The 21,586-nt window shown below is 67.5% G+C and carries 22 protein-coding genes; 13 read left to right on the top strand and 9 right to left on the bottom strand.

Features of this window, described 5'->3' with window-relative positions:
- Window positions 1-7: 7 nt before the first annotated feature.
- Genes CAL25_RS22795 through CAL25_RS22810 form a run of 4 tightly spaced genes read right to left on the bottom strand, consistent with a single transcriptional unit; the run spans window position 8 to window position 3,534 of the window.
- Entirely contained in the window at window positions 8-499 is a 492-nt protein-coding gene (locus CAL25_RS22795; protein WP_094804326.1) for an aromatic-ring-hydroxylating dioxygenase subunit beta, read from the bottom strand.
- 25 nt (window positions 500-524) lie between these two features.
- Window positions 525-1,625, bottom strand: coding sequence for a cupin domain-containing protein (locus tag CAL25_RS22800; protein WP_094804328.1), 1,101 nt, complete (start codon window positions 1,623-1,625; stop codon window positions 525-527).
- 53 nt (window positions 1,626-1,678) lie between these two features.
- Window positions 1,679-2,680 (bottom strand): ornithine cyclodeaminase family protein, encoded by a 1,002-nt coding sequence (locus CAL25_RS22805; RefSeq protein WP_094804330.1) that lies wholly within the window; start codon window positions 2,678-2,680, stop codon window positions 1,679-1,681.
- Window positions 2,680-3,534, bottom strand: coding sequence for a fumarylacetoacetate hydrolase family protein (locus CAL25_RS22810; RefSeq protein WP_094804332.1), 855 nt, complete (start codon window positions 3,532-3,534; stop codon window positions 2,680-2,682). Before CAL25_RS22810 ends, CAL25_RS22805 begins: the two co-directional genes overlap by 1 nt.
- 215 nt (window positions 3,535-3,749) lie before the next feature.
- Between CAL25_RS22810 and CAL25_RS22815 the strand changes: the two genes are divergently transcribed.
- Window positions 3,750-4,508, top strand: a complete 759-nt coding sequence (locus CAL25_RS22815; RefSeq protein ID WP_094804334.1) for a GntR family transcriptional regulator — start codon at window positions 3,750-3,752, stop codon at window positions 4,506-4,508.
- Window positions 4,509-4,556: 48 nt separating this feature from the next.
- Here CAL25_RS22815 and CAL25_RS22820 read toward each other — a convergent pair whose 3' ends face one another.
- A complete protein-coding gene (locus CAL25_RS22820) occupies window positions 4,557-5,441 on the bottom strand; it encodes a LysR substrate-binding domain-containing protein (RefSeq protein WP_094804336.1) in 885 nt (294 codons plus the stop codon).
- A gap of 121 nt (window positions 5,442-5,562) precedes the next feature.
- On the opposite strand from CAL25_RS22820, the gene CAL25_RS22825 reads away from it, so the two are divergent.
- Both CAL25_RS22825 and CAL25_RS22830 read left to right on the top strand, forming a co-directional pair.
- A complete protein-coding gene (locus CAL25_RS22825) occupies window positions 5,563-6,567 on the top strand; it encodes a tripartite tricarboxylate transporter substrate binding protein (RefSeq protein ID WP_094804338.1) in 1,005 nt (334 codons plus the stop codon).
- 20 nt (window positions 6,568-6,587) lie between these two features.
- Window positions 6,588-7,958 carry an amidase gene (locus CAL25_RS22830; protein ID WP_094804340.1) on the top strand — a complete coding sequence of 457 codons (1,371 nt, stop codon included), beginning with the start codon at window positions 6,588-6,590 and terminating at the stop codon, window positions 7,956-7,958.
- Window positions 7,959-8,034: 76 nt separating this feature from the next.
- On the opposite strand, the gene CAL25_RS22835 is transcribed toward CAL25_RS22830, so the two are convergent.
- A complete protein-coding gene (locus CAL25_RS22835; protein WP_094804342.1) occupies window positions 8,035-9,057 on the bottom strand; it encodes a LacI family DNA-binding transcriptional regulator in 1,023 nt (340 codons plus the stop codon).
- 224 nt (window positions 9,058-9,281) lie between these two features.
- On the opposite strand from CAL25_RS22835, the gene CAL25_RS22840 reads away from it, so the two are divergent.
- The 10 genes from CAL25_RS22840 to CAL25_RS22885 all read left to right on the top strand — a co-directional run bounded on the left by CAL25_RS22840 (window position 9,282) and on the right by CAL25_RS22885 (window position 20,287).
- On the top strand, window positions 9,282-10,373 hold the full coding sequence (locus tag CAL25_RS22840; protein ID WP_094804344.1) for a Gfo/Idh/MocA family protein: 1,092 nt from the start codon (window positions 9,282-9,284) through the stop codon (window positions 10,371-10,373).
- Between the two features lie 30 nt (window positions 10,374-10,403).
- Window positions 10,404-11,318 (top strand): sugar phosphate isomerase/epimerase family protein, encoded by a 915-nt coding sequence (locus CAL25_RS22845; protein ID WP_094804346.1) that lies wholly within the window; start codon window positions 10,404-10,406, stop codon window positions 11,316-11,318.
- 122 nt (window positions 11,319-11,440) lie between these two features.
- Complete coding sequence (locus CAL25_RS22850) at window positions 11,441-12,619, top strand: aldose 1-epimerase family protein (RefSeq protein ID WP_094804348.1); 1,179 nt, start codon at window positions 11,441-11,443, stop codon at window positions 12,617-12,619.
- Window positions 12,616-13,377, top strand: coding sequence for an SDR family NAD(P)-dependent oxidoreductase (locus tag CAL25_RS22855; RefSeq protein WP_094804350.1), 762 nt, complete (start codon window positions 12,616-12,618; stop codon window positions 13,375-13,377). The genes CAL25_RS22850 and CAL25_RS22855 overlap by 4 nt, the downstream gene beginning before the upstream one ends.
- Before the next feature lie 30 nt (window positions 13,378-13,407).
- Window positions 13,408-14,604, top strand: coding sequence for a CaiB/BaiF CoA transferase family protein (locus CAL25_RS22860; RefSeq protein WP_094804352.1), 1,197 nt, complete (start codon window positions 13,408-13,410; stop codon window positions 14,602-14,604).
- On the top strand, window positions 14,601-15,749 hold the full coding sequence (locus CAL25_RS22865) for a hypothetical protein (protein ID WP_212590932.1): 1,149 nt from the start codon (window positions 14,601-14,603) through the stop codon (window positions 15,747-15,749). Before CAL25_RS22860 ends, CAL25_RS22865 begins: the two co-directional genes overlap by 4 nt.
- Before the next feature lie 9 nt (window positions 15,750-15,758).
- Window positions 15,759-16,529: an enoyl-CoA hydratase/isomerase family protein gene (locus CAL25_RS22870; RefSeq protein WP_094804354.1), complete on the top strand. Its 771-nt coding sequence runs from the start codon at window positions 15,759-15,761 to the stop codon at window positions 16,527-16,529.
- 206 nt (window positions 16,530-16,735) lie between these two features.
- Complete coding sequence (locus CAL25_RS22875; RefSeq protein ID WP_094804439.1) at window positions 16,736-18,805, top strand: PIG-L family deacetylase; 2,070 nt, start codon at window positions 16,736-16,738, stop codon at window positions 18,803-18,805.
- 113 nt (window positions 18,806-18,918) lie between these two features.
- Window positions 18,919-19,161 carry a hypothetical protein gene (locus CAL25_RS22880; RefSeq protein WP_249279211.1) on the top strand — a complete coding sequence of 81 codons (243 nt, stop codon included), beginning with the start codon at window positions 18,919-18,921 and terminating at the stop codon, window positions 19,159-19,161.
- Window positions 19,162-19,270: 109 nt separating this feature from the next.
- Window positions 19,271-20,287, top strand: coding sequence for an amino acid ABC transporter substrate-binding protein (locus CAL25_RS22885; RefSeq protein WP_094804358.1), 1,017 nt, complete (start codon window positions 19,271-19,273; stop codon window positions 20,285-20,287).
- Between the two features lie 109 nt (window positions 20,288-20,396).
- Here CAL25_RS22885 and CAL25_RS22890 read toward each other — a convergent pair whose 3' ends face one another.
- The 3 genes from CAL25_RS22890 to CAL25_RS22900 are packed head-to-tail and all read right to left on the bottom strand — an operon-like array spanning window position 20,397 to window position 21,320.
- Window positions 20,397-20,780: a helix-turn-helix domain-containing protein gene (locus tag CAL25_RS22890; protein WP_249279212.1), complete on the bottom strand. Its 384-nt coding sequence runs from the start codon at window positions 20,778-20,780 to the stop codon at window positions 20,397-20,399.
- Window positions 20,781-20,802: 22 nt separating this feature from the next.
- Window positions 20,803-21,039 (bottom strand): hypothetical protein, encoded by a 237-nt coding sequence (locus CAL25_RS22895; RefSeq protein ID WP_094804362.1) that lies wholly within the window; start codon window positions 21,037-21,039, stop codon window positions 20,803-20,805.
- A gap of 2 nt (window positions 21,040-21,041) precedes the next feature.
- Window positions 21,042-21,320: a hypothetical protein gene (locus CAL25_RS22900; RefSeq protein WP_094804364.1), complete on the bottom strand. Its 279-nt coding sequence runs from the start codon at window positions 21,318-21,320 to the stop codon at window positions 21,042-21,044.
- Window positions 21,321-21,586: the final 266 nt, after the last annotated feature.

Raw genomic sequence — 21,586 nt, forward strand, 5'->3', positions numbered from 1 at the left:
TCCGGAATCAAACGGGCACGATGAGCGAAGTGCGCACCCGGTAGTTGTCATAGACGCAGTCGCGGTGCGCGAGGCGCCAGCCGGCGTCGGTTTCGCGCCAGGTGTCGAGATAGCGGCCGACCATGTTCAGACTCGGCTCGCGATCGGACAGCGATTCCATGATGGCGAAGTTGGCCTGCGCCCGGACCTCGTTGCCCGCGCGTTCGCGCACCATCACGCCACTGATGAAGTGGCGCAGCGAGCGCGGCTCGAACATCGTGGTTTCGCGCAACGCTGTGACACGGTCCTTGAGCATGTTCTTGTTCATGCAATAGATGAGGCCGAGCGGCAGGCCGGCATCATGGTTTTCGCGCGATAAGACGCGGTAGTGGCAGTCTTCGGTAAAGAAGGCAGGCCAGGCTTCGAGGTCGCCCTCGTCCAGGCAGTGCCCGTAGTCTTCGTACAGATCGCGCAGTTCGGCGCGCAGCGCGCGGGCGCGGAGATCGTCGGCGTTCGGCATGTCGGTCGGAATCCTTGGTGTCAGGTCAGCGCGCCGCGGCGAGTTGGGCGCGGTTGCTCTCGAAGCCGCTCTGGCTGCCCAGCGCGAGGATCGGCTCTTGCATCCGCTCCTGCCAGATCAGCGACTCCATCGCGATCTGCAGCGGGTGATCCTGCACGGTCAGCGAAGACGTCGTGCTGTTCTTGGTGTGGTGCGAGTGCATGGCCCAGCCCGGCGCCGACAGCAGCAGATCGCCCGCCTTCCAGTCGAGCCGCACGCCATTGACCTTGCTGTAGCCCTCGCCGCGCAGGTAGTAATTGATGGCCGAAGAACTGTGCCGGTGCGGGACGTGGTGGTTGTCCGGCGGCGAGCTCGAGATCGTGGCAAAGAAGCTGTGCGTGGTGCCGATGCGGCGCTCTGTCGCCGGGTTGTAGAGCACGAACAGGCGGCGTCCGTTGTAGCCCTTGGCGATGTCTTCCACCGACGGCAGATGCTCGGCCACGCTGGCATAGGGCCAGTGCAGCGCGCGCGAGGCCAGCACGTCGATGTCGATCAGCCACTCGTAGCCCAGCAGGCGCGCTCCATCGGCGCCCACCGGCACGTCGAGCGCCAGGTCGCGCGCACGGGCCGCGCCCGGCGCCGGCCCTTCGCGCCGCGTGGTGTTCGCGTCGGAGGGCGGCACGGCGCCTTCGAACTCTTCCACGAAGTGGACCTCGAGCTTCTCGAGCAGCGGGGCGTTGGAATACGACAGGCGCACCCACGGCGTCTTGCCCTCGTTGCGGTACTGATGGATCTGCATCGAGGGCGTGTTCCACACGTCCCATTTGCCAATCGAGAAAGACCGGCCGTCGACCGTGGCCACGCCCTCCCCGCTGATACAGATCTCCAGCATGTTGGAGTTCTTGCGCAGGTTGAGCGTGCTCTCGCCGGGATTGAGCACATTGATGGTCACGTCGGTGCCCGGGGCGAGGCCCAGGCCGGGCGCGGTGGCCTCGGGGTGCACGATCAGGCTCGCGCGCCGGCCGTTGTCGGGCCGCGGCGCGTCGATCAGGCGCTCGATCTCGCTATCGATCTCTTCCTTGGTGATCACCACCGAAGGCCACATATTCTGTTGGCGAGGCGCGGCCCCGCTCACGTTCACGAACATCTCGTTCTCCTCGTCTTCGGCGGCGCACCGCCGGCTATTTCCACGCCGCCGCCTCAATGCGCCAGCAACAGGTTTTCCCGGGTTTGCGGGGCGAGCTTCACGCCCAGGTCGCGCTCGCGGGCGGCCTCGTAGACCACGCGCGCCAGCGCGAGGTCGGACAGTCCCATGCCCATGCCCTTGAAGAGCGTCATGCGAGCCCCCTCGGGGCGGTGATGGACGCCGCCTTGCGCAAGCAGGTCCGACAGCACGGTGACGCCGGTCCAGGGCTCGGGGCCGGTGCCGAAGCGCTCGCGCAATTCGCGCGAGCCGCGCCGGGCGTTCTCGATGTCGTCGACCGCCACGAGATCCGCGCGCTCGAACACATCTGGCATGAACTCCGCGCGTGCCGGCAGGATGGCGCCGACGGCGTTGAGGTGCAGGCAGTCGCGCAGCTGCGACGCGCCCACGAAAGGAGACTCCGCACGGGTGATCAGGGTCACGATGTCGGCCCCCTCCAGCGCGGCATCCAGGCTGCCGGCGGCCTCGACCTCGAAGTCGTATCGCTCACGCGCCTGGCGCACGAATGCTTCGCGCTTCTCGGGCGTGGGGCTGAACACACGCACCGTCTGGGGCGAGCGAACGGCGGCGAGTGCGGCCAGTTGCGTGACCGCCTGCGGCCCCGTGCCGATGAGCGCCGCATGACGCGAAGTCGCGGGTGCCAGCAGGCGCGTGGCCAGACCGGTGATGGCAGCCGTGCGCAACATGCCCAGTGCGCGCGCTTCGATCACGGCGAGCAGCGTGCCGCGGGTCGCATCGAACAGAGTGAACACAGATCCGCCGCCCTGCTTGGTATGCACCCAGGTCTTGAAACCGCAGAGCCCGCCCTCGCCCGTCATCACGGAGCCGAGCGCATGCATCGAACTGCCTTCGCCCCACGTGGCGAGCGCCTTGGGCACGTTGCGGGCCTGCCCCAGGCCTTGCTGCGTCAGGGTGTCGGCCAGGGCGTCGATCGCGCGCGGCATGTCCAGCACGCCCACCACGTCGGCCTCGGAGAGATATCGCATCGCCGGGTTCATCATTGCTCCTCCCGCCGCGGCGGTTCATCCATGACGGCGTGGCTGAGTCGGCCCACGCCGGTGATATCGACCTCGAACACATCGCCGTCGCGCAGGAACCGCGGCGGCAGGCGCGTGGCGCCCACGCCTTCGGGCGTGCCCGTGGCGATCACATCGCCGGGTGCCAGGGCGGTAAAGCTGCTGATGTAGGCGATCAGCGCCGGGATCGAGAAGATCAGGTCGGAGACGCTACCGTCCTGCATCGGCTCGCCATTGAGGAACGAGCGCACGCGCAGGCGGGCGGGGTCGGCGATCTCGTCGGCCGTGACGAGCCACGGGCCGAGCGCGCCGGAGCGTTCGAAGTTCTTGCCCGGCGTGACCTGCGCGCTGTGTTTTTGAAAGTCGCGCACGGAGTTTTCGGCCATACAGGTGTAGGCGCCAACATGCGACATCGCATCGCGCTCGGCGATGTGCCGGCCGCCCCGTCCGATCACGACGGCGAGTTCGGCCTCGAAATCGAGTCGCTCCGAGACGTGCGGCCGCCAGGCCGCCGCACCATGTCCGACGAAGCTGTCCGCATAGCGCGGGAAGATCGACGGGTGAGCAGGCAGCTCACGCCCGGCTTCGCGCACATGCTTGCCGTAGTTCAGGCCCACGCACAGGATCTTGCTACAGGACTCGACCGGCGGTAGCCATGCCAGGTCGGCGATTGCCAATGTCGGCGCGGGAGCGCGGGCGGCTTCGGCCAGGGCCTCGTGCCCCGCCCCGAGTGCGCCCGCCAGATCGGGCCAACGGTCCGTCATCAAGCGGATCTCGTCGCCTTCGCGTATGCCCCAGGCAGGCTTGCCTTCGAGCAAGAAGCGCTGAAGCTTCATGGGTTGTCTCCTCGAACCATCGAATTCGCGGCACGCAAAAAAACAATCATTTCGCTTTATTGCATGCAATGCCGTCGCTGTTTTGTGCTTTCCGGCTATTTTTCCGCAGTATTGCATGCAATGGAAGCGTCGCGCAAGCAAATTTGGCGGCCAAAGCGGTCTCATTGCATGCAATGGCGGGCTACACTAACGAGGCAAAAAGAACCGGACCCACCATGGCTGCCCAAATCGACAAAGTGATCTCAGAGCTACGCGACATGATTCTGTCGGGCGAGCTCGCGCCCGGCGAACGTGTCGTGGAACTGCAGTTTTCGGCCCGCCTGGGCGTGTCGCGCACGCCGCTGCGTATCGCACTGACCGAGCTGGAAAAAGAAGGCTTGGTCGAGCGCCTGCCGTCCCGCGGATTCCGGGTGCGTGCCTTTACGGTGGACGAAATCGGCGACGCCGTTGAAGTGCGCGGCGTGCTCGAGGGCCTGGCGGCGCGCCTGCTGGCCGAGCGCGGCGCCTCACCCGAGGTGCTGACGCAATTGACCGAGACCGTGGCCGAGGGCCGCAGCCTGCTTGCACCGGCCGAACGCGATCCGAATGTGCTGGTGGATGCGAGAGCCTGGGGCAGGATCAACCAGCGCTTTCACGAGATCCTGTGCCAGGCGGCGGGCAATCGGGCGCTCTTGTCGGTGCTCGAACACAACAACAAAACGCCGTTGGCCGGCCCTGCCGCGCTGACCTTGCCCTCGACGCCCTCGGTGCTCGAGACGCCCTATGTGCTGCGGGCCCAGGCCGACCACGAAGACCTGTTGCGCGCCATCATGCGGCGCGAATCCAGCCGTGCGGAGAGCCTGATGCGCGAGCACGCCTATCGCAGCCGCGAAAACAAGCGCGTGATGCTCGAGTCGATCAAGACGGGCCGGCACGGCCTGGCGCTGGCTGCGGTGCCCGCACCGACGCCCGCCGAAGAAGCCGCGGCGAGCTGAGCCGCGCGCCGCTCAGGCCGATTGCCAAGCGCCGCAGCCGGCGCCCCTTCAAATCCCGAACGACGCCACCCAGCCGCGGAACGTGTCCAGTTCTTTCGAACGGTGCTGGTAATCGGTGTCGGGCAGCACGAAGTAGTAGCTCACGTCGCCCAGGTCCACACACAGATCGAACGGCGCCACGAGCTTGCCTTCGGCGAGTTCCTTTTCCACCAGGGGCTTTTGCGCGATGGCGACGCCGTAGCCGGCCAGCGCGGCCTCGTAGGCGAGTGCCGACGATTCGTATTGCAGGCCATGCGACACGTCCACGCGTGTCGCGCCGGCGGCGCGCAGCCAGATCTCCCAGTAATCGGGCCGGGCCAGCGTGTGCAGCAGCACCTCGTTCATCAGGTCGCGCGGCTTGCGCAGGCGCGCCGCCTTCTCGGGCGTGCAGACAGGCGTGAGCTCGTTGACCATCACCTTGTAGCTCTTCCAGCCTTTCCAGCGGCCATCGCCCAGGCAGATCGCCGCATCCACGGCCTCGGACTTGAAGTCGGGCGGCGCCACCGAGGTGTGCAGCTTGACGTCGACACCCGGAAAGCGACGATGGAAGCTCGACAGGCGCGGCAGCAGCCAGCGCATGGCGATGCTGTGCGGCGCCTTGATCACGAAGGGGCGACGGCGCTTGAGCGATGCGGTCAGCGCCGTGCTGGCGCGATGCAGGCCGGCGAAGTGCTGCGCGACCTCGTCGTGATAGGCGCGGCCGGCATCGGTGAGCACGATGCGACGGTGCTGGCGCTCGAACAGCCGGGTGCCGAAATGCTGCTCGAGCTGCCGGATCTGACGACTCACGGCAGCCGGCGTCACGCACAGCTCGGCGGCGGCCTCGGTGACGCTGCCCAGTCTGCCCACCACGTCGAAGCAGCGCAGGGCATTGAGTGGAGGTAAGGAATCCATGGCGCAACTCGCTTAACAAAAACTCAACTGAATGACGATGGAAATTGCTTGAGCCGGCGCTTGCGGCGTCCCACTATCCCCGTACCGCCGTGCCAGGCGGAAGACAAAAAGGGGAAGTGCCATGTTCACGATCATTACCCGGCAGCTCAGGGTCGCTTCGGTATTGCTGGCGACCAGTCTGAGTCTATTCCAAACCACGCCCGCGGCAGCCGCTGGCGCCGTTGGGGGCTTCCCGGATAAGCCGGTCAGCATCATCGTGCCCACGACGCCGGGCGGCACGGCCGACATCCTCGCCCGCCTCATCGGCCCCAAGCTGGCCGAGAAGTGGAAGCAGCCCGTGGTCGTCGAGAACAAACCCGGAGCCGGCACCCTGATTGGGTCCGAATTTGTGGCGCGCGCCAAGCCCGATGGCTACACGCTGATGCTGAGTTTCAACGAGCTGGCCACGCTGCCCGCGCTCAACAAGGACGTGAAGCTCAACGTCGACTCGCTCACGCGCGTGGGCCAGATCGGCAGCCTGCCGGTGCTGGTGCTCACCAACCCCAAGATCACGTCGAACAATCTGCAGGAACTGATCGCCCTCTTCAAGGCCAATCCCGGCAAGTACACATACTCGTCGAACGGCGCGGGCTCGTCGCTGCAGCTCTTCACCGAGCTGTTCAAGCGCGAGGCAGGCGTGGACGTGCTGCACATCCCGTATCGCGGCGCGCTCGAGGCCTCGATGGCGGCGATCGCCGGCGAGGTCGATCTGCTGGTGCAGTTCGCCTCGGGCAACGTGCTCAATCACGTGAAGGCCGGCAAGCTGAAGGCCTATGCGGTGGCATCCGACAAGCGCCTGGAGGGGCTGCCGGACGTGCCGACCGCCGCCGAGGCCGGCCTGCCGGGCCTGCGCCTGCAAGCCTGGTACGGGCTGTTCGCGCCGGCCGGCACGCCCGACGCGCTGGTGCAGAAGATCAATAAAGACCTCAACGATGCCCTGGCCCTGCCCGACATTCAGGAACGCCTGAAGGGCATCAACCTGCAGCCCACACCCAGCACGCCCGCCGACTTCGATCGCTTCTTCCGCGCGGAGTCCGAGCGCTGGGCCGCGCTGATCAAGGCCGCGGGCATCCAGAGCAACCAATGACACCCGACCGGAGCGACACCTTGGCCTACGATCCCGCCTCCCACCCGACCGTGACGTTTCATGAGGCCACGCCGGCCTTCGCGAGCGGCAAGGATACGCCGCGGGACTATCTCGAACGCTGCCTTGCGACGATCGAGGCCCGCGAGCCGCAGCTCAAAGGCTGGGTGGTGCTCAATCCCGAAGGCGCGCGCGCCGCGGCCGATGCGTCGGCGCGGCGCTACCGCGAGGGGCGCCCGCTGTCGCCGATCGATGGCATGCCCATCGGCGTCAAGGACCTGATCGAAACGAAGGACATGCCCACGCAAATGGGCTGCCGCGCGTTCGACGGCAACTTCCCGAAGAACGACAGCGCCTCGATTCGCGCGCTGCGCGAGGCGGGCGCCATCATCCTGGGCAAGACCGTGACCACCGCGCTCGGCTTCCTCGACCCTGGCCCGACCACCAACGCCTTCGACCCCGCGCGCACGCCGGGTGGGTCGTCCAGCGGCTCGGCCGCGGTGGTCGGCGCGAACATGGTGCCCGTGGCGCTGGGCTCGCAGCTGGTGGGATCGATCCTGCGGCCCGCGAGCTTCAACGGCAACTGGGCAATCAAACCGACCGTGGGCGCGATCAACCGCGGCGAGCGTCTGGGCCTGAGCCAGGCGCATCTGGGTGTGCATGCGAACTCGGCGATCGATATGTGGCACACCGCCATCGAGATCGCACGGCGCGTGGGCGGCGACCCCGGCCAGCCCGGCCTGCAAGGCCCGGACGACACGCCCACCGCACGGCAACCGCGTTGCCTCGCCGTGCTCGAAACCGAGGGCTGGGCGCGCGCCGAGCCGGCCGCCCGCGCCGCCTTCGACGCCTTCGCCGAACAGGTCGAACGCGCCGGCGTGCGGCTGCTGCGTCGCAAGGACAATCCCATGGTCGAGCTGCTCGATCAGGCCGTGGCCGACGCGGCCGGTCTGTCGTTGCGGCTCATTTCCTGGGAACAACGCTGGTCGCTGGAAAACCTGGTCGAAAAGCACCCCGACACGCTCGGGCCCAGCCTGGTGCGGCAGCTGGAGAGCGGCCGCGCAATGACGCTGGAGGCTTACCGCGAATGCCTGCAGCTGCGCGAGCATGCGCGCTTGCGGCTGGCGGCGCTGGCCGCGCAATGCGACGGCTTGATCTCGCTGAATGCGTGCGGCGCGGCGCCGCTGATCGAGGCGATCAAGGACTCGCGCTATCCCACCGGCGATGTCTCGTTTGCCTGCGCCTCGTCGCTGCTCGGCGCGCCGGCGATCAACGTGCCGGCCCTGTCGCTCGACGGCCTGCCGCTCGGCGTGCAGGTGCTGGGTTTCGCGCAGCGCGATGCCGATGTGGTGAGCATCGGGCGTTGGGTGCGCGATCTGGTGGTCAGGGGCTGAGGCCAGCGCGGCTGCGCGGCCGCATCAGGCAGGCCGCGCCCCGCGCCGATGATCCAGCCTTCGGCGCGGCCGTGCATCACGGCTCCGGAATGTTTTCCCGGAAGATCACCTGCAGGCGCGGCAGGTAGCTCGGCTCGGGCGCACCCTTCACCGCGGCCACCAGCAGCTTGACGATCTCGCGCGCCTCGACGCGCGGGTTCTGGTCGATCACGGCGTCCATGGTGCGATCGAGCAGCAGGCGGCGCGTGGCCTCGGTGAGGTCGTGGCCCACGAACACGATGCGAGGTGCCGGACGCGCCTCACCCGGGCGCGCTTCTTTCAGCGCCCGTGCGATGCCCTGGTTGCCCGCGCCGATGTTGTAGATGGCGTGCGGCGGCTCCTTGCGCAGCAGGTCTTGCGTGACGGCAAACGCGCGGTCGCGGTCGTCGCCGATCTCGAGAATGTGCGCGATGCGCAGGTGCGGAAACTCTTCGCTCAGCAACGAGCGAAAGCCCATCTCACGCTCTTCGTGGCCGCGATACGCCAGCGACCCGACGAACACCGCGACCTTCTGCTCGGTATGCTGCGGCAGGAACCGCCCGAGCAGCAGCGCGGCCAGCCGGCCTGCCGCGCGGTTGTCGATGCCCACGTAACCCAGCCGCGCCGAGATCGGGATATCCGACACCAGCGTACTCACATGCACGCCGCTGTCGCGCAGCGCCATGATGGCGTCGCGCACCTGCGGATGGTCCAGCCCTACCAGGCCCACGGCCTGCGTCTGCTCGCGCAGCTCGTAGAGCTTCTGCGCGAGCTTGTTGGCGTCGAACCCTTCGATCAGATGCAGGCGGGCCCGCACATCCGGCCGCGTCGCCGCTTCTTCGAGCAGGTGCTGGCCCAGCGCGGTCATGAAGCTGTTGGTGCCGGCGGGTAAAACGAAATCGACCCGCACGTCCTGGCTGGCCGCGTCGGCCCCCTGGATGAAATAACCCAGGCGATTGGCAATGACCAGCACGCGATCGCGCGTCTTGCCGCGCACGCCGTCGCGGTCGTTCAGCACCCGATCGACCGTGGCCGTGGACACGCCCGCTTCGCGGGCAATGAGGGAAATGGTGGGGCGCATGCGGAACCGGGCTCTCAGGACACCATCAAGACGATGGCAGCGAAGCCATCATAAACCATCATTTGCCATCATTCGGGATCAAAAAGGTAACGCACGGCCGCTATGAGCGCGAGCCGCCTTTACCTCTGATTGTTCTGATGTGATTATCGCGGCTCAATAACATCAAACACCCCACGGCAGGATGCCAGGCAGTCGAGGGCATACCGGGCCGGCAGGAGGAGCATATGTCGCACCCTACCCTGGTGCCGGACCCGCCGGTTCGGGAACGGCGCTTTCGCATCGGCTGCATCGGCGCGGGCATGATCATGGCCGAGTGCCATCTGGCCGCCTACCAGCAGGCCGGCTTCACGGTGGCGGCGATCGCGTCGCGCACGCGCAGCAAGGCCGCCGAGGTCGCCGAGCGCTATGGCATCCCGCGCGTGCACGAAGACCCGCTGGCCCTGATCGCCGATCCGCAGATCGAGATCGTGGACATCGCGTATCCGCCGGACCTCCAGCCGGCCTTGATCCGCGCCGCCCTGCGCGCCCCGCACGTGCGCGGCGTGCTGGCGCAGAAGCCGCTCGCCCTGTCGCTCGACGAGGCTCGGGCCCTGCGCGACGAGGCGCGTGCCGCCGGCAAGATCCTGTCGGTGAACCAGAACATGCGCTACGACCAGTCGATGCGCACGCTCAAGCAACTGCTCGATCAGGGCGTGCTGGGCACGCCCGTGTTCGCGCAGATCGACATGCACGCGATCCCGCACTGGCAGGATTTTCTGCGCGACTACGACCGGCTGACGCTCTCGAACATGAGCGTGCATCACCTGGATGCGCTGCGATACCTGTTCGGTGAACCCACCGAGGTCACCAGCATCACGCGCCCCGATCCGCGCACCGAGTTCGCGCATCAGGATGGCCTGGTGTGCACCACCCTGCGCTTTGGCAGTGGCCTGCTCGCGCTCTCGCTCGAAGACGTGTGGTCGGGCCCGCGCGCCGAGGGCTATCCCGATGATCAGCACATCCGCTGGCGCGTGGAAGGCACCGAGGGCGTGGCGCGCGGCACGATCGGCTGGCCCACCGGCGAGCCGTCGACCCTGAGCTACGCCTCGCGCGCGGCCAACGGCCACACCGATGGACGATGGGTGACCCCGACGTGGGACACGATGTGGTTTCCGCATGCCTTCATCGGCGTGATGGAGCAGTTGCAGTACGCGCTGGCCAGCGGCACCGAGCCTGCGTTGAGCGTGACCGACAACGTACGCACGATGGCGCTGGTCGAGGCCGCGTATACGTCCATCGCCGAAGGCCGCACAGTACGGCTGCCGGCTGTTGAATAACCAGACAAAAAACAGACGGAGACAACCATCATGATCCAGACCGGAATCTTCTCGGGCTACTTTCCCTATGAGCTGGAGCGCACCGCCAAGGTGATCCGCTCGCACGGTTTCAACACCGTGCAGCTCGACCTGCATTTCAAGGACATGGAGCTCGGCCCGGGCCAGCTGACCGCGCAGAAGTGCACCCAGATCCGCGACACCTTCCGCAATTACAACCTGCCGGTGTCCTGCATCTCGGCCTACACCAACATCGTTCACCCCGACCCCGCCGAGCGTCAGCGTCGTAACGGCTACCTCAAGGAAATCCTGACGCACGCCCGTCAGCTGGGCTCGCCCTATGTGATCTCGGAAACCGGCACCTTCGCCACCGACAGCGACTGGGTGCATCACCCGAAGAACAAGACGGAAGAAGGCTGGGACCAGTGCCGCGCGGTGATCGCCGAGCTGTCGCAGCACGCCTACGACCATGGCGCGGTGTTCCTGCTCGAGACCTACGTGAACAACGTGGTGGGGTCGGTCGAGGAGACGCTGCGCATGTTTGCCGAAGTGGATCACCCGGGCCTGGGCCTGCTGATGGATCCGACGAACTACTTCGAGGCGCACAACATCGATCAGATGGACCGCACGCTGAATCAGGTGTTCGACGCGCTCTCCGACAAGATCTGCATCGCGCATGCCAAGGACGTGAAGCGCTCGGGCGACGACAAGTCGGAGAAGCACAGCGACATCGGCGACGAAGGCGCGGCCGAGAGCCACACCTTCCGCGGCGTGGGCGAGATCGAACTGCCGGCGCCGGGCCTGGGCGCGCTCAATTACGACCTGTACCTGCAGCGCCTGGCGAAGAAGCATCCCAACATCCCCATCATCATCGAACACCTGACCGAAGACGACGTGCCGCGCGCCAAGAACTTTCTGGACGAACGGCTGCGCGCCAACGGCCTGTAGGCCGCCGGCACGCTCGAAGGCGCGCGGCGCGGCAACGATCGAGGCCCGCGGCGCGCCTGCCCACACGATTCTGAACACCGACACCGGCAGACGCGCGAGCGCGCATCGGCCAGGGAGAACTCATGCCTGACATTTACGGGACCTGGATGACGCGCCGCGACGTAGAGGCGCGCGCCGGACAGCTTGCGCAGTTTGCCGGCGTACGCCTGATGACGCTCGACGACGGGCTGGAACGTGGCATCCGCATGCTGGAGTTCCGCAGCGGCACGGGCCTGCGTTTTACGGTGCTGGTGGATCGCGCGATGGACATCGCGGACTGCGAATACCGCGGCTTCGCCATGGGCTGGCAATCGCCTGCCGGCTTTCGCCATCCCGGTCTGCACGACTACGAAGGCGAAGGCGGGCTGGGCTGGATGCGGTCGTTCTCGGGCCTCATGATCACCTGCGGCCTGGACCATATTCTGTTCATGTACGACGCCCCGACCGACAACTACGTGTATGGGCCGCGCAAGACGGCGAAGCAATCCATCCATGGCCGCGTCGGCACCATCCCCGCGCGCCTGACCGGCTACGGCGAGCGCTGGGACGGTGACCGCTGTGTCTTGTGGGCCGAGGGCGTGGTGAGCCAGGGCACCGTGTTCGGCGAGCATCTCGAGCTGCATCGCCGCATCGAAATCGAGGTGGGCAGCAACGACATCAGGCTGTCGGATCGCGTGGTGAACCGCGGCTTTTACCGCACGCCGCACATGCTCTGCTATCACATCAATCTGGGCTACCCGGTGCTCGACGAGGGCTCGCGCTATCTCGCGCCGATCCGCGACGTGGTGTGGGCCGCGCACGAGCAGGACTATCGCAAGCAGGGCGTGGGCTATCGCCGCATGCCGGCGCCGCAGCTGGGGTTTCATGAGCAGGTGTGGCAGCACGAGATGGCCGCCGCCGACGATGGCAGCGTACCGGTGGCGCTGGTGAACGACGCGCTCGGTCTGGGCATGCAGGTCAGCACCTACAAGCACCAGTTCCCGTGTCAGTACCAGTGGCAGAACCTGCAATCGGGCCAGTACGCGATGGGCATCGAACCCTCGACCAATCATGTGCTGGGCCAGGGCGCGGCGCGCGAGCGCAACGAGCTGATCTGGCTCGAACACGGTGACGAGCGCCGCTACGACACCACGTTCAGCGTGCTGGGCTCGGCCGCCGAGATCGCGGCCTGCGAGGCGCGCATCCGTGCCATCGCGGATCAGCCCCAGACCGACTATCCGCCGTTGTCGGGCCGCTTCGCGCCCATCGCGGGGCGGACATGAGCACGCGCTTCTCGCTGCAAGACCGCCGCGTGCTGTACACCGGCGCGGCCGGCGGCTTCGGCGTGGACACCACGCTGACCCTGCTCGAGGCGGGCGCCCGCGTGATCGCGCTCGACAACCACGCCGGCCATATCGATCGCCTGCAGAGCGCCGTGCCGGCGCGGCTCGCCGACCGGCTGCAGATCCTGCAGGCCGACCTGGCCGACGCGGCCGCGCTGGCCTCGCACCTGGAACGACTGACGGCCGAGGGCGTGATCGACGTGGTCATCAACAACGCGGCGATCTATCCCTCGCGCCCGTTCGAGGAGTACAGCGACGCCGAGCTGGCGCGCGTGCACCGCGTCAACGTGGAGGCCGCCGTGCAGATCGTGCGCGCGGCGCTGCCGGGCATGCGCGCCCAGCACTGGGGCCGCGTCATCAACATCTCGTCGATCACGCTGTCGGGCGGTTGGGAAAACCTGCTGCCCTACGTGCAGTCGAAGGGCGCGATGGTGGGCGCCACGCGCGCCTTCGCCCGCGAGTTCGGCAAATGGGGGATCACGGTCAACGCGATCTCGCCGGGCGCCTTTCCCACCGACGCCGAGAAGATCCATCCCGACCCCGAGGGCTACAACCGCATGGTGCTCGAGCGCCAGTCGGTGAAGCGACGTGGCCACGCGGGCGATATCGCCGCGGCCATCGTGTTCCTCGCCTCGGAGGAGGCAGGTTTTATTTCCGGACAGACGCTGGCCGTGGACGGCGGCTGGGTCATGCATTGAGGCGCATCGGCGCACGCAAAGGGTAGAAGCATGAGTATTCTTTCTGGCTACAAGGTTCTCGACTGCTCGATCGCCATGGCGGGGCCGTTTGCGGCGCAGCGCCTCGGAGACCTGGGCGCCGACGTGATCAAGATCGAGCCGCCCACCGGCGAATGGCAGCGCCACGCGCCCGCGGGCGGCATCACGGGCAACAAGATCAACGTGTCGTTTCTCTCGTTGAATCGCAACAAGCGCTCGCTGGCGATCGACCTGAAGAGCGCGGGCGGCAAGGAGATCATCCAGAAGCTCGCGGCACAGGCGGATGTGTTCATTCAGAACTACCGGCCGGGCGTGGCGGGCCGCCTGGGCGTCGACTACGAAACCCTGTCGGCGCTGAACCCTCGCCTCATCTATGTGTCGATGTCGGGCTTCGGCGAAGATGGACCGTACGCCACCCGACCCGGACAAGACCTGCTGCTGCAGGCGATGTCGGGTGCGATGCTGTCGTCGGGACGCGCCGGCGAGGCGCCGCGCGCGGCGGGCCAATATGTGGTCGACGCCGTCACCGCCTACTGCGCCTTCGAGGGCGTGCTGGCCGCGCTGCTGCACCGCGAACGCACCGGCGAAGGCCAGAAGGTCGAGGTCAACATGCTGGACGCGATCACCACGATCCAGATGCAGGAGCTGTCGGTGTTCACCGTGGGGCGCAAGCCGCAGGTGCGCAGCGCCGAGCCGCACGCCCACGTCTACATCCGTGCGCCCTACGGCACCTTCGCCACGAGCGACGGCTACCTGGCGCTCGCCATGCCCGACATGAACGTGCTGGCCCGCGTGACCGAGGAGCCGCGTCTGGCGGCGTACACCGGCGAACGCGACGGCTGGGAAAAGCGCGACGAGATCTATGCCCTGGTGCGCGACACGCTGGCAAAGGCCTCGACCGCCGATTGGTTCGCCAAGCTCGACGCGGCCGGCATCTGGTGCAGCCCGGTCTACGGCTATGCCGATCTCGTGGAGGATCCGCAGATCGCGCACAACGGCACCTTCGTCGAGTACGAGCACCCGACCGAAGGCCGCATCAAGACGCCGGGCTTTCCGATCCGTTTTTCCCGGACACCGAGCCAGGTGGTGCGCGGCGCGCCGCTCACCGGCCAGCACACCGACGAGGTCCTGCGCGACTTCGGCTTCAGCGCCGACGAGATCGACGCGCATGCGGCCTCGGGCGCAGTGCTGCGGGGAGCCGCCGAATGAGCGAGCGCGCCCTGCCCTATCGCGGCCTGACGTGGGATCATCCGCGCGGTTTCAACGCCCTGCATGCGGCCACCACGCACACGCCGCTGGTGCAGTGGGACAAGCAATCGCTCGAAGGCTTCGAGTCGGCGCCCATCGCGGAGCTCTGCGCCCGCTATGACCTGGTCGTGCTCGACCACCCGCATCTCGGCGAGGCCCTGGCGCACGATTGCCTGCAGCCGCTCGACACCGTGTTCGCACCCGAGGATCTGGCGCGCATCGCGCGCGACAGCATCGGGCTGTCGTACGACAGCTATCGCATGGCCGATCGTCAATGGGCCCTGCCGCTGGACGCCGCCACGCAGGTGATGGCCACGCGCGCCGACCGGCTCGACGGCCCCGTGCCGCGCACCTGGCGCGAGGTGCTGCCGCTGTCTCGGCGCAGTGGCTCGGTCGCGCTGAGCTGGGGCGGACCGCATCCGTTCCTGTCGCTGCTCTCGATCGCGGCCGCCATCGCGCCCGATACCGACCTGCGCCCGCACGGCGCCTGGCACGACGAGGCCACGCTGGTCGAGGCCTGCGAGCTGCTCACGGAGCTGGCCCGGCTCACGCCGGCGCAGGCCCTGGCCTACAACCCGATTGCCCTGCTCGGCCACATGAGCGCGCGCGACGACATCACGCTCTGCCCGCTGGTCTACGGCTACGTGAACTACGCGACGTCCGCGGTGGCGAAGCCGCTGACCTTCCGCGACGCGCCCGCGGCCGATGCGGGCCGGCCCGGCTCGATCCTCGGCGGCACCGGCATCGCGATATCGCGCCGCTGCATCGTGGGGCCCGAGCTGCGCGCGCATCTATTGTGGTTGCTGGCTGCCGACACGCAGAGCCGCTTCATCCCGCAGCACGAAGGCCAGCCCAGCCATCGCGGCAGCTGGGCCGATGCGAGCGTGAACGCGGCCAGCGGCAACTTCTACGCCAACACCGCGCGCACGCTCGAAGCCGCGTCGATCCGGCCACGGCACGATGGCTATATCGCCTTCCAGAGCGAGGCCTCGCAATTCCTGCGCGACGGCGTGGCCGCGCGCACCCCGTCACAGACGCTGGCGCGCGGTCTGACCGAGCGCTTTCAGGCCAGCCTGGCCGCCGCCCCCCAGCCCACCGCAGCATAAGGATTCAGCGTGAGCGCACTCGTCAATCTCAGTATCGATGGCCATGTCGCCATCATCGAACTCAATCGCCCCGAGAAGCTGAACGCGATGACGCCCGAAATGGCGGACCTGCTGATCGCGGCCGTGGAGCAGTGCAACACCGATTCGCAGGTGCGTGCGGTGATCCTGACCGGCGCGGGCCCCAAGGCCTTCTGCGCCGGCTCGGACATCACCGAGCTCGACCGCTACGCCACGCCGTGGGACTTTCGCAACCGGCTCGACTACTGCGACTGCGTGCGCATGCTGAAAAAGCCGACCATCGCGGCGATCAACGGCTACACCTTCGGCGGCGGCCTGGAGATGGCGTTGGCTTGCGATATCCGCATCGCCTCCGACAATGCGCGCCTGGGCGCGCCCGAGATCAAGCTGGGCTGGATCGGCGGCGGCGGCATGACGGCGCAGCTCGTGCATGCGATCGGCCCGAGCAACGCCGCGCTGATGGTGCTCACGGGCGACCCGATACGCGCCGAGCAGGCGCTGGCCTGGGGCTTGGTGAGCGAGGTCGTGCCGCAGGAGCAACTGCGCGAACGCGCGCAGGCGCTCGCCGCCACCATCGCGTCCCGCGCCCCCATCGCGGCCGAGACCGCGCGCGTGAATCTGCGCGCCGCGCTGTCGATGCCGCTCGAAAAGGCCGTGGAGTACGAACGCGATCTGCAGGCCATCTGCTTCGCGACGGCCGACGCCAAAGAAGGCCGCAAGGCGTTCGAAGAAAAGCGCGCGCCGAAGTTCGAGCGCCGCTGAGTCGGGTGAAACGTGAGGGGCGGCCGTAGCTGGCCGCCCGCTGTTGGCCGCCCACTGTTGGCCGCGCGCCGTTGGCCGCCCGCCGTTGGCCGCCCCCATCAGCTGAACCCCTCCTGAACGCACGGAAGCGTCATGGCGCGCCGGTATACTTTCCGGGCCTGTGACTTCCTGGCGCGCCGCCCGAGGCCGCGCGCCGCATGCACGCCATGCCCGCCATCTCCGTTCTGCTTCGCCCCCTGCTTTTGGTCTTCGCCTGCCTGACGGCGGGCCTCGTTCACGCCGCTCCGCCGTCATTGGCACAATGCCACGGCATCAAGGATCTGGCGTTCGTCGCCCACCTCGACGACGACCTGCTCTTCATGAACCCGGACATCGCGGCCAACATCGAGGCGGGCGGCTGCGTGCGCCTCGTGTACCTGACCGCGAGCGACGCGGGAGAAGGCGAAGGCTACATGCTGGGCCGCGAGCGCGGTGTGCGCGCGGCCTATGCCTATATGGCGAAGAAGCCCGATCAATGGCGCGAAGGCGCGGGCATCGTGGGTGGCCGCACGATCGCGCGCTTCACGCTGCAGGACAATCCGCGCGTGCAGCTCTGGCACATGCGGCTCAAGGATCCCTGGCTCGGCAAAGGCTGGGGCAGCCTCACCCCGCTCAGTCGCACCGAGTCCGAACCGGGCCAGACCGCGGACACGCTCGGGCCCTACTCCGAGACCTACACGCGCGATGAGCTGGTGCAGACGCTCGCCGCGATCATTCGCGATTACGGCCCCACCACCGTACGCCATCTCGACGACAACATGGTCGTGCCGTACACGCAGCTCTGCTGGCGTTGCGCGGGACACGGCCATCCGGACCACATCGCCAGCGCGCGGCTGGTGCGCGAGGCCATGGTGCACGCGCCCGGCAACTACGCCGAGACCGGCTACATCGATTACCCCAGCCAGGAGCGCGCCAGCAATCTCACCGAGGCCGAGATCGCGAGCAAGTCGGTGATCTTCCAGCACTACGCCTGGAACGACTACCACTACTGCGCCGGCCCCACGGGCTGCCAGGAACCCGCCGGCCCGGCGGCCGCGTGGGTGCAGCGCGCCTACTACGTCTCGCGCCAGGACATGACGCCGCAGCTCTATCCCGACGGCCGCGGCGGCATGGTCGTGTTCGCGGCGGGCGAGACCAACGCCGCCATCAACGAGTGGTTGCCGGGTCAGCAGCGCTGGCAGAGCCTGGGCGGACGCACCACCGGACCGCTCGTGTCGTTCGCCCATGCCGACGGCACCGCCGGCCTGATCGCGCGCGATCCGCTGGGCGGTCTGTGGGCCAACAAGCAGCGCCATGACGGCACGTGGCAAGGCTGGCAGGCGCTCGGCACGCTGCGCGCCACGCAGATCCCCGCCGTCGCACTGCGCGGCGACGCGGCCGCGGTGGCGCTGGGCTACGACGGTCAGTTGCATTGGTCGGCGCCGACCGGCATCGATGGCAGCTGGGGCCCCTGGCAGGCCCTGCCTCCCCTCGAAAACGCCACCGGCAGCCCGGCGATCGCGCGCAGCGCCGATGGCCGCTACGTGGTGTTCGCGCTCGACAGCACCGGCGACCTCCACTACACGCGCCAGCTTCATCCGCGCACCGACCGCGAGACCGGCTGGCAAGCCTGGCTGCCGGTGGCCGCGCCTACCGCGGCGGGCGGCCTGGTCGCCATCCGCAACGGTTCCGACCGGATCGAGCTCTACATGCGCGAGCGCGGCAGCAACCACCTGCTGCGCCTGAAGCAGACCTCCGGCCCGCGCGACCTCGCGCTCGCCTGGGGCCCGGCTGCCGATCTCGGCGTAACGTTCATCGGCCGTCCCGCCGTGGCCGCCGATGAAAAAGGCAACGTGACCCTCGCCGTGCTCGAGCGCGCCGGCGGTCCGCTCTGGCTGGTCGAACACGGCAAGCCGGTGGCGCTCGGCGCCACGGCCGCCTCGCCCCCCGCGCTCAGCGTGGTCAACGGCACGCTGTATGTCGTCGCACGCAGCGCGGGCGGCCCGCAACGCTATCAGGTGCTGTCGCGCCGCAATGGCGCCTGGGGCCAGACACTCACGCTCGGCGAGATGCCCGCCACGGGCGGCGGCCCGTTCGCCGCGCTCGCCGCCCGCCCGGCCGACGTGCCCAACCTCGGCGCCAACAGCGTCAACCGCGCGCTCGTCGTGCGGCCCACACCCGGCGCCACCGACGCCCTCACCGTAGAACGCATGCCGACCCAGGCCTCGCGGCCGGCGACGGCGAACGTGGCGAAGTAGCCGGACGGAAATCGGCGCCCGCGCAGCGCGTGCAAGGGTCGAGACGCGTGGCCTGATGGCCACGCGCTTGGCTCCCCCGCCTGCCGCGCCTGCGCCGCTCGGGCGCGACACGCTTGCGCGACGCGCAAAACAGCACGTTGGCGCTGGAAAGCCGATTCGACCTCGCCTACAACGCAGCGCATGCGCTGAGCCTGGCCGCGCTGCGTTGGCGAGGCTTTCGCGCCAGCCAGCGCTATATCGTTTTCCAGCTGCTGCCGGACACGCTCGATCTGGGGCCGGCCGTGTGGCGTGTTCTCGACCAGAAGCAAAGGTTCACGGCCCGATTGAGGCGCGTTGATTCCGCCGTACGAATTTAAAGGGAATTCCCCCATTCTCGCGGTGTCGGACGCTGGTACCATGCCGCGCACGGATCCGCCCGTCGGCGGACCCATTCCCATACTTGGCGTGGAGCCACGCGGAGACTCGATGAAAGCCCTGAACCTGGTAGCGGCCGGCGCCGCTCTGCTCGTATCGTCCTGGACGGCGCATGCCGGTCCGACCTTCGACAACGTCAAGAACAAAGGCTTTGTGCAATGCGGCGTGTCCACGGGCGTTGCCGGCTTCTCGGTGAACGACAGCAAGGGCGGCTGGATCGGCCTCGACGTCGACCTGTGCCGCGCCATCGCGATCACCATGTTCGGTGATGCGTCCAAGTCCAAGATCATGGCCGTGAGCGCGCTGCAGCGCTTTACCGCCCTGCAGTCGGGCGAAGTCGACGTGCTGCCGCGCAACACGACGCTCTCGCTCACGCGCGACACCACGCTCGGCTTGATCGGCGTGGGCGTGAACTACTACGACAGCCAGGGCATCATGGTGAACAAGTCGCTCAACGTGAAGAGCGCCAAGGAGCTCAACGGCGCCACCGTATGCGTGCAGCCGGGCACCACCACCGAACTCAACCTGGCCGACTGGTTCCGCGCCGAGAACATCGCCTTCAAGCCGGTGGTCGTTGAACGCCTGGACGAAGTGATCCGCGCCTTTGCGATGGGCCGTTGCGACGCCTTTACCGGCGACAAGTCGCAGCTCGCCGCCGCCCGCACCACGCTCGAGAATCCCGAGCAGTACGTGATCATGCCCGAGAACTTCTCCAAGGAGCCGCTCGGCCCGATGGTGCGTCAGGGCGACGAGAAGTGGTTCAACGTGGTGCGCTGGACGCTGAACGCCATGCTCGAAGCCGAGGAATATGGCATCACCTCGAAGAACGTCGACGAGATGCTCAAGAGCAACAACCCCAACGTGCAGCGTCTGCTGGGCGTGACGCCGGGCATGGGCAAGAATCTCGGCGTGGACGACAAGTGGGCCTACAACATCATCAAGAACATCGGCAATTACGGCGAGAGCTTCGAGAAGAACCTCGGCATGACCAGCCCAATGAAACTCGCCCGCGGCCTGAACGCTTCGTACAAGGATGGCGGCCTGATGTACGGCTGGCCGGTGCGCTGAGCGAGGCACAAGCCGCGACAGCGGGTTAACGGCAAACGGGCGCACGATGCGCCCGTTTTTCTTTGCGCGGCCCGCCGATCGGGGAGCGCAGGGAACACAACAGTCGGTGTCAGCGCGATCTGGAGGTCACGCGAGGATCCAGCCCCGCGCGAATCGCCAGCGACACCAACATGTCGAGGCTGAAGCGATCCCACTTGTTGCGGATCAGGTCGGAGATGCGCGGCTGGCTGACACCGAGCGCCGCGGCGGCCTGGGCCTGAGTCCAGCGCCGCGCCTCGATACATTCGCGCAGGTTACCCATGAGCTCCGCCCGAAGCGCCAGCAAGGCGGCCTCCTCGGCGGAAAAGCCCAGGTCGGCAAAAACATTGCCACTGGATTCAATGATCGTTGTACTCATCGCGTTTAAAAAGGGGAAGGTCGACGGGTGGCCATGCCCCTTTCCAGAGGGATTCGCGGCCGGCGCATCATCGCCATTTACCGCGCCGCGCGCCACAGCGAGTCCGGGCCTCGTGCTCTTATGCGCGGCGCCCGAAAGCCGTGAGTTGGTAGTGGGCGTCGATCAGGTCTTCGACATCGGCCTCGTCACCATCGGCGCTGACGGGAGCGGCGACGGCTGCTTGCGCCGCGCAGGCGTAGCGCGCATGGGTGCCGCCGGCCTGGAAGCCGCTCAGCTCATTGGCCTGCACCACAGCGCCGACGCTGCAGGCGATCAGGCCCAGGCAGATCATGATGGCTGCAACAGGATGGGCCATGATTACTCTCCGGCGGCGACCAGCACACCCTGGGCCATCAACAGCGTGTCGCGCAGGCCGTAGTACGGCTTGGCGGCCTGCTCGCACAGCTCCGCTTTCAGGGAGGACACCGGCGTGCCGGTGGCGGCCGCCGATTGCGAGGCGGCCGGCGCGACGGCGACGGGCTCATCGGCATGCGCATCGGGCAAGGCGATCAGGGCCAGCAGGGCGGCGCCGAGCGCGAGCGCGACTCCCTCGGGGATCTTGATGGCGCGGGCGCGGACAAAAGCGCGGGATTTCATAGACTTCTCCTTAGTTCATTTTTTGTACGATAGCTTCTGACTAATCAATAGTGCCATTGAATTGATTCAATGAATTGAATAGCTTTTTTCTTTGAGGCTATGGACCGCCCTGCGTTGATCGCTGCCCGGTGTTTGAGGCTGTTATCGGTCACCGGGGGGTGAACCTTCCCAAGTTCACGACGTTCGTTGCAGGGTCCGGCGCTGTTGCTATGGCAAGCCGCGTTCCCGGCGCGGCCCGACAAGGCGCCGGCCAAGTCGTGGAACTA

The organism is Bordetella genomosp. 5 (genome assembly GCF_002261315.1).
GTDB lineage: Bacteria > Pseudomonadota > Gammaproteobacteria > Burkholderiales > Burkholderiaceae_B > Bordetella.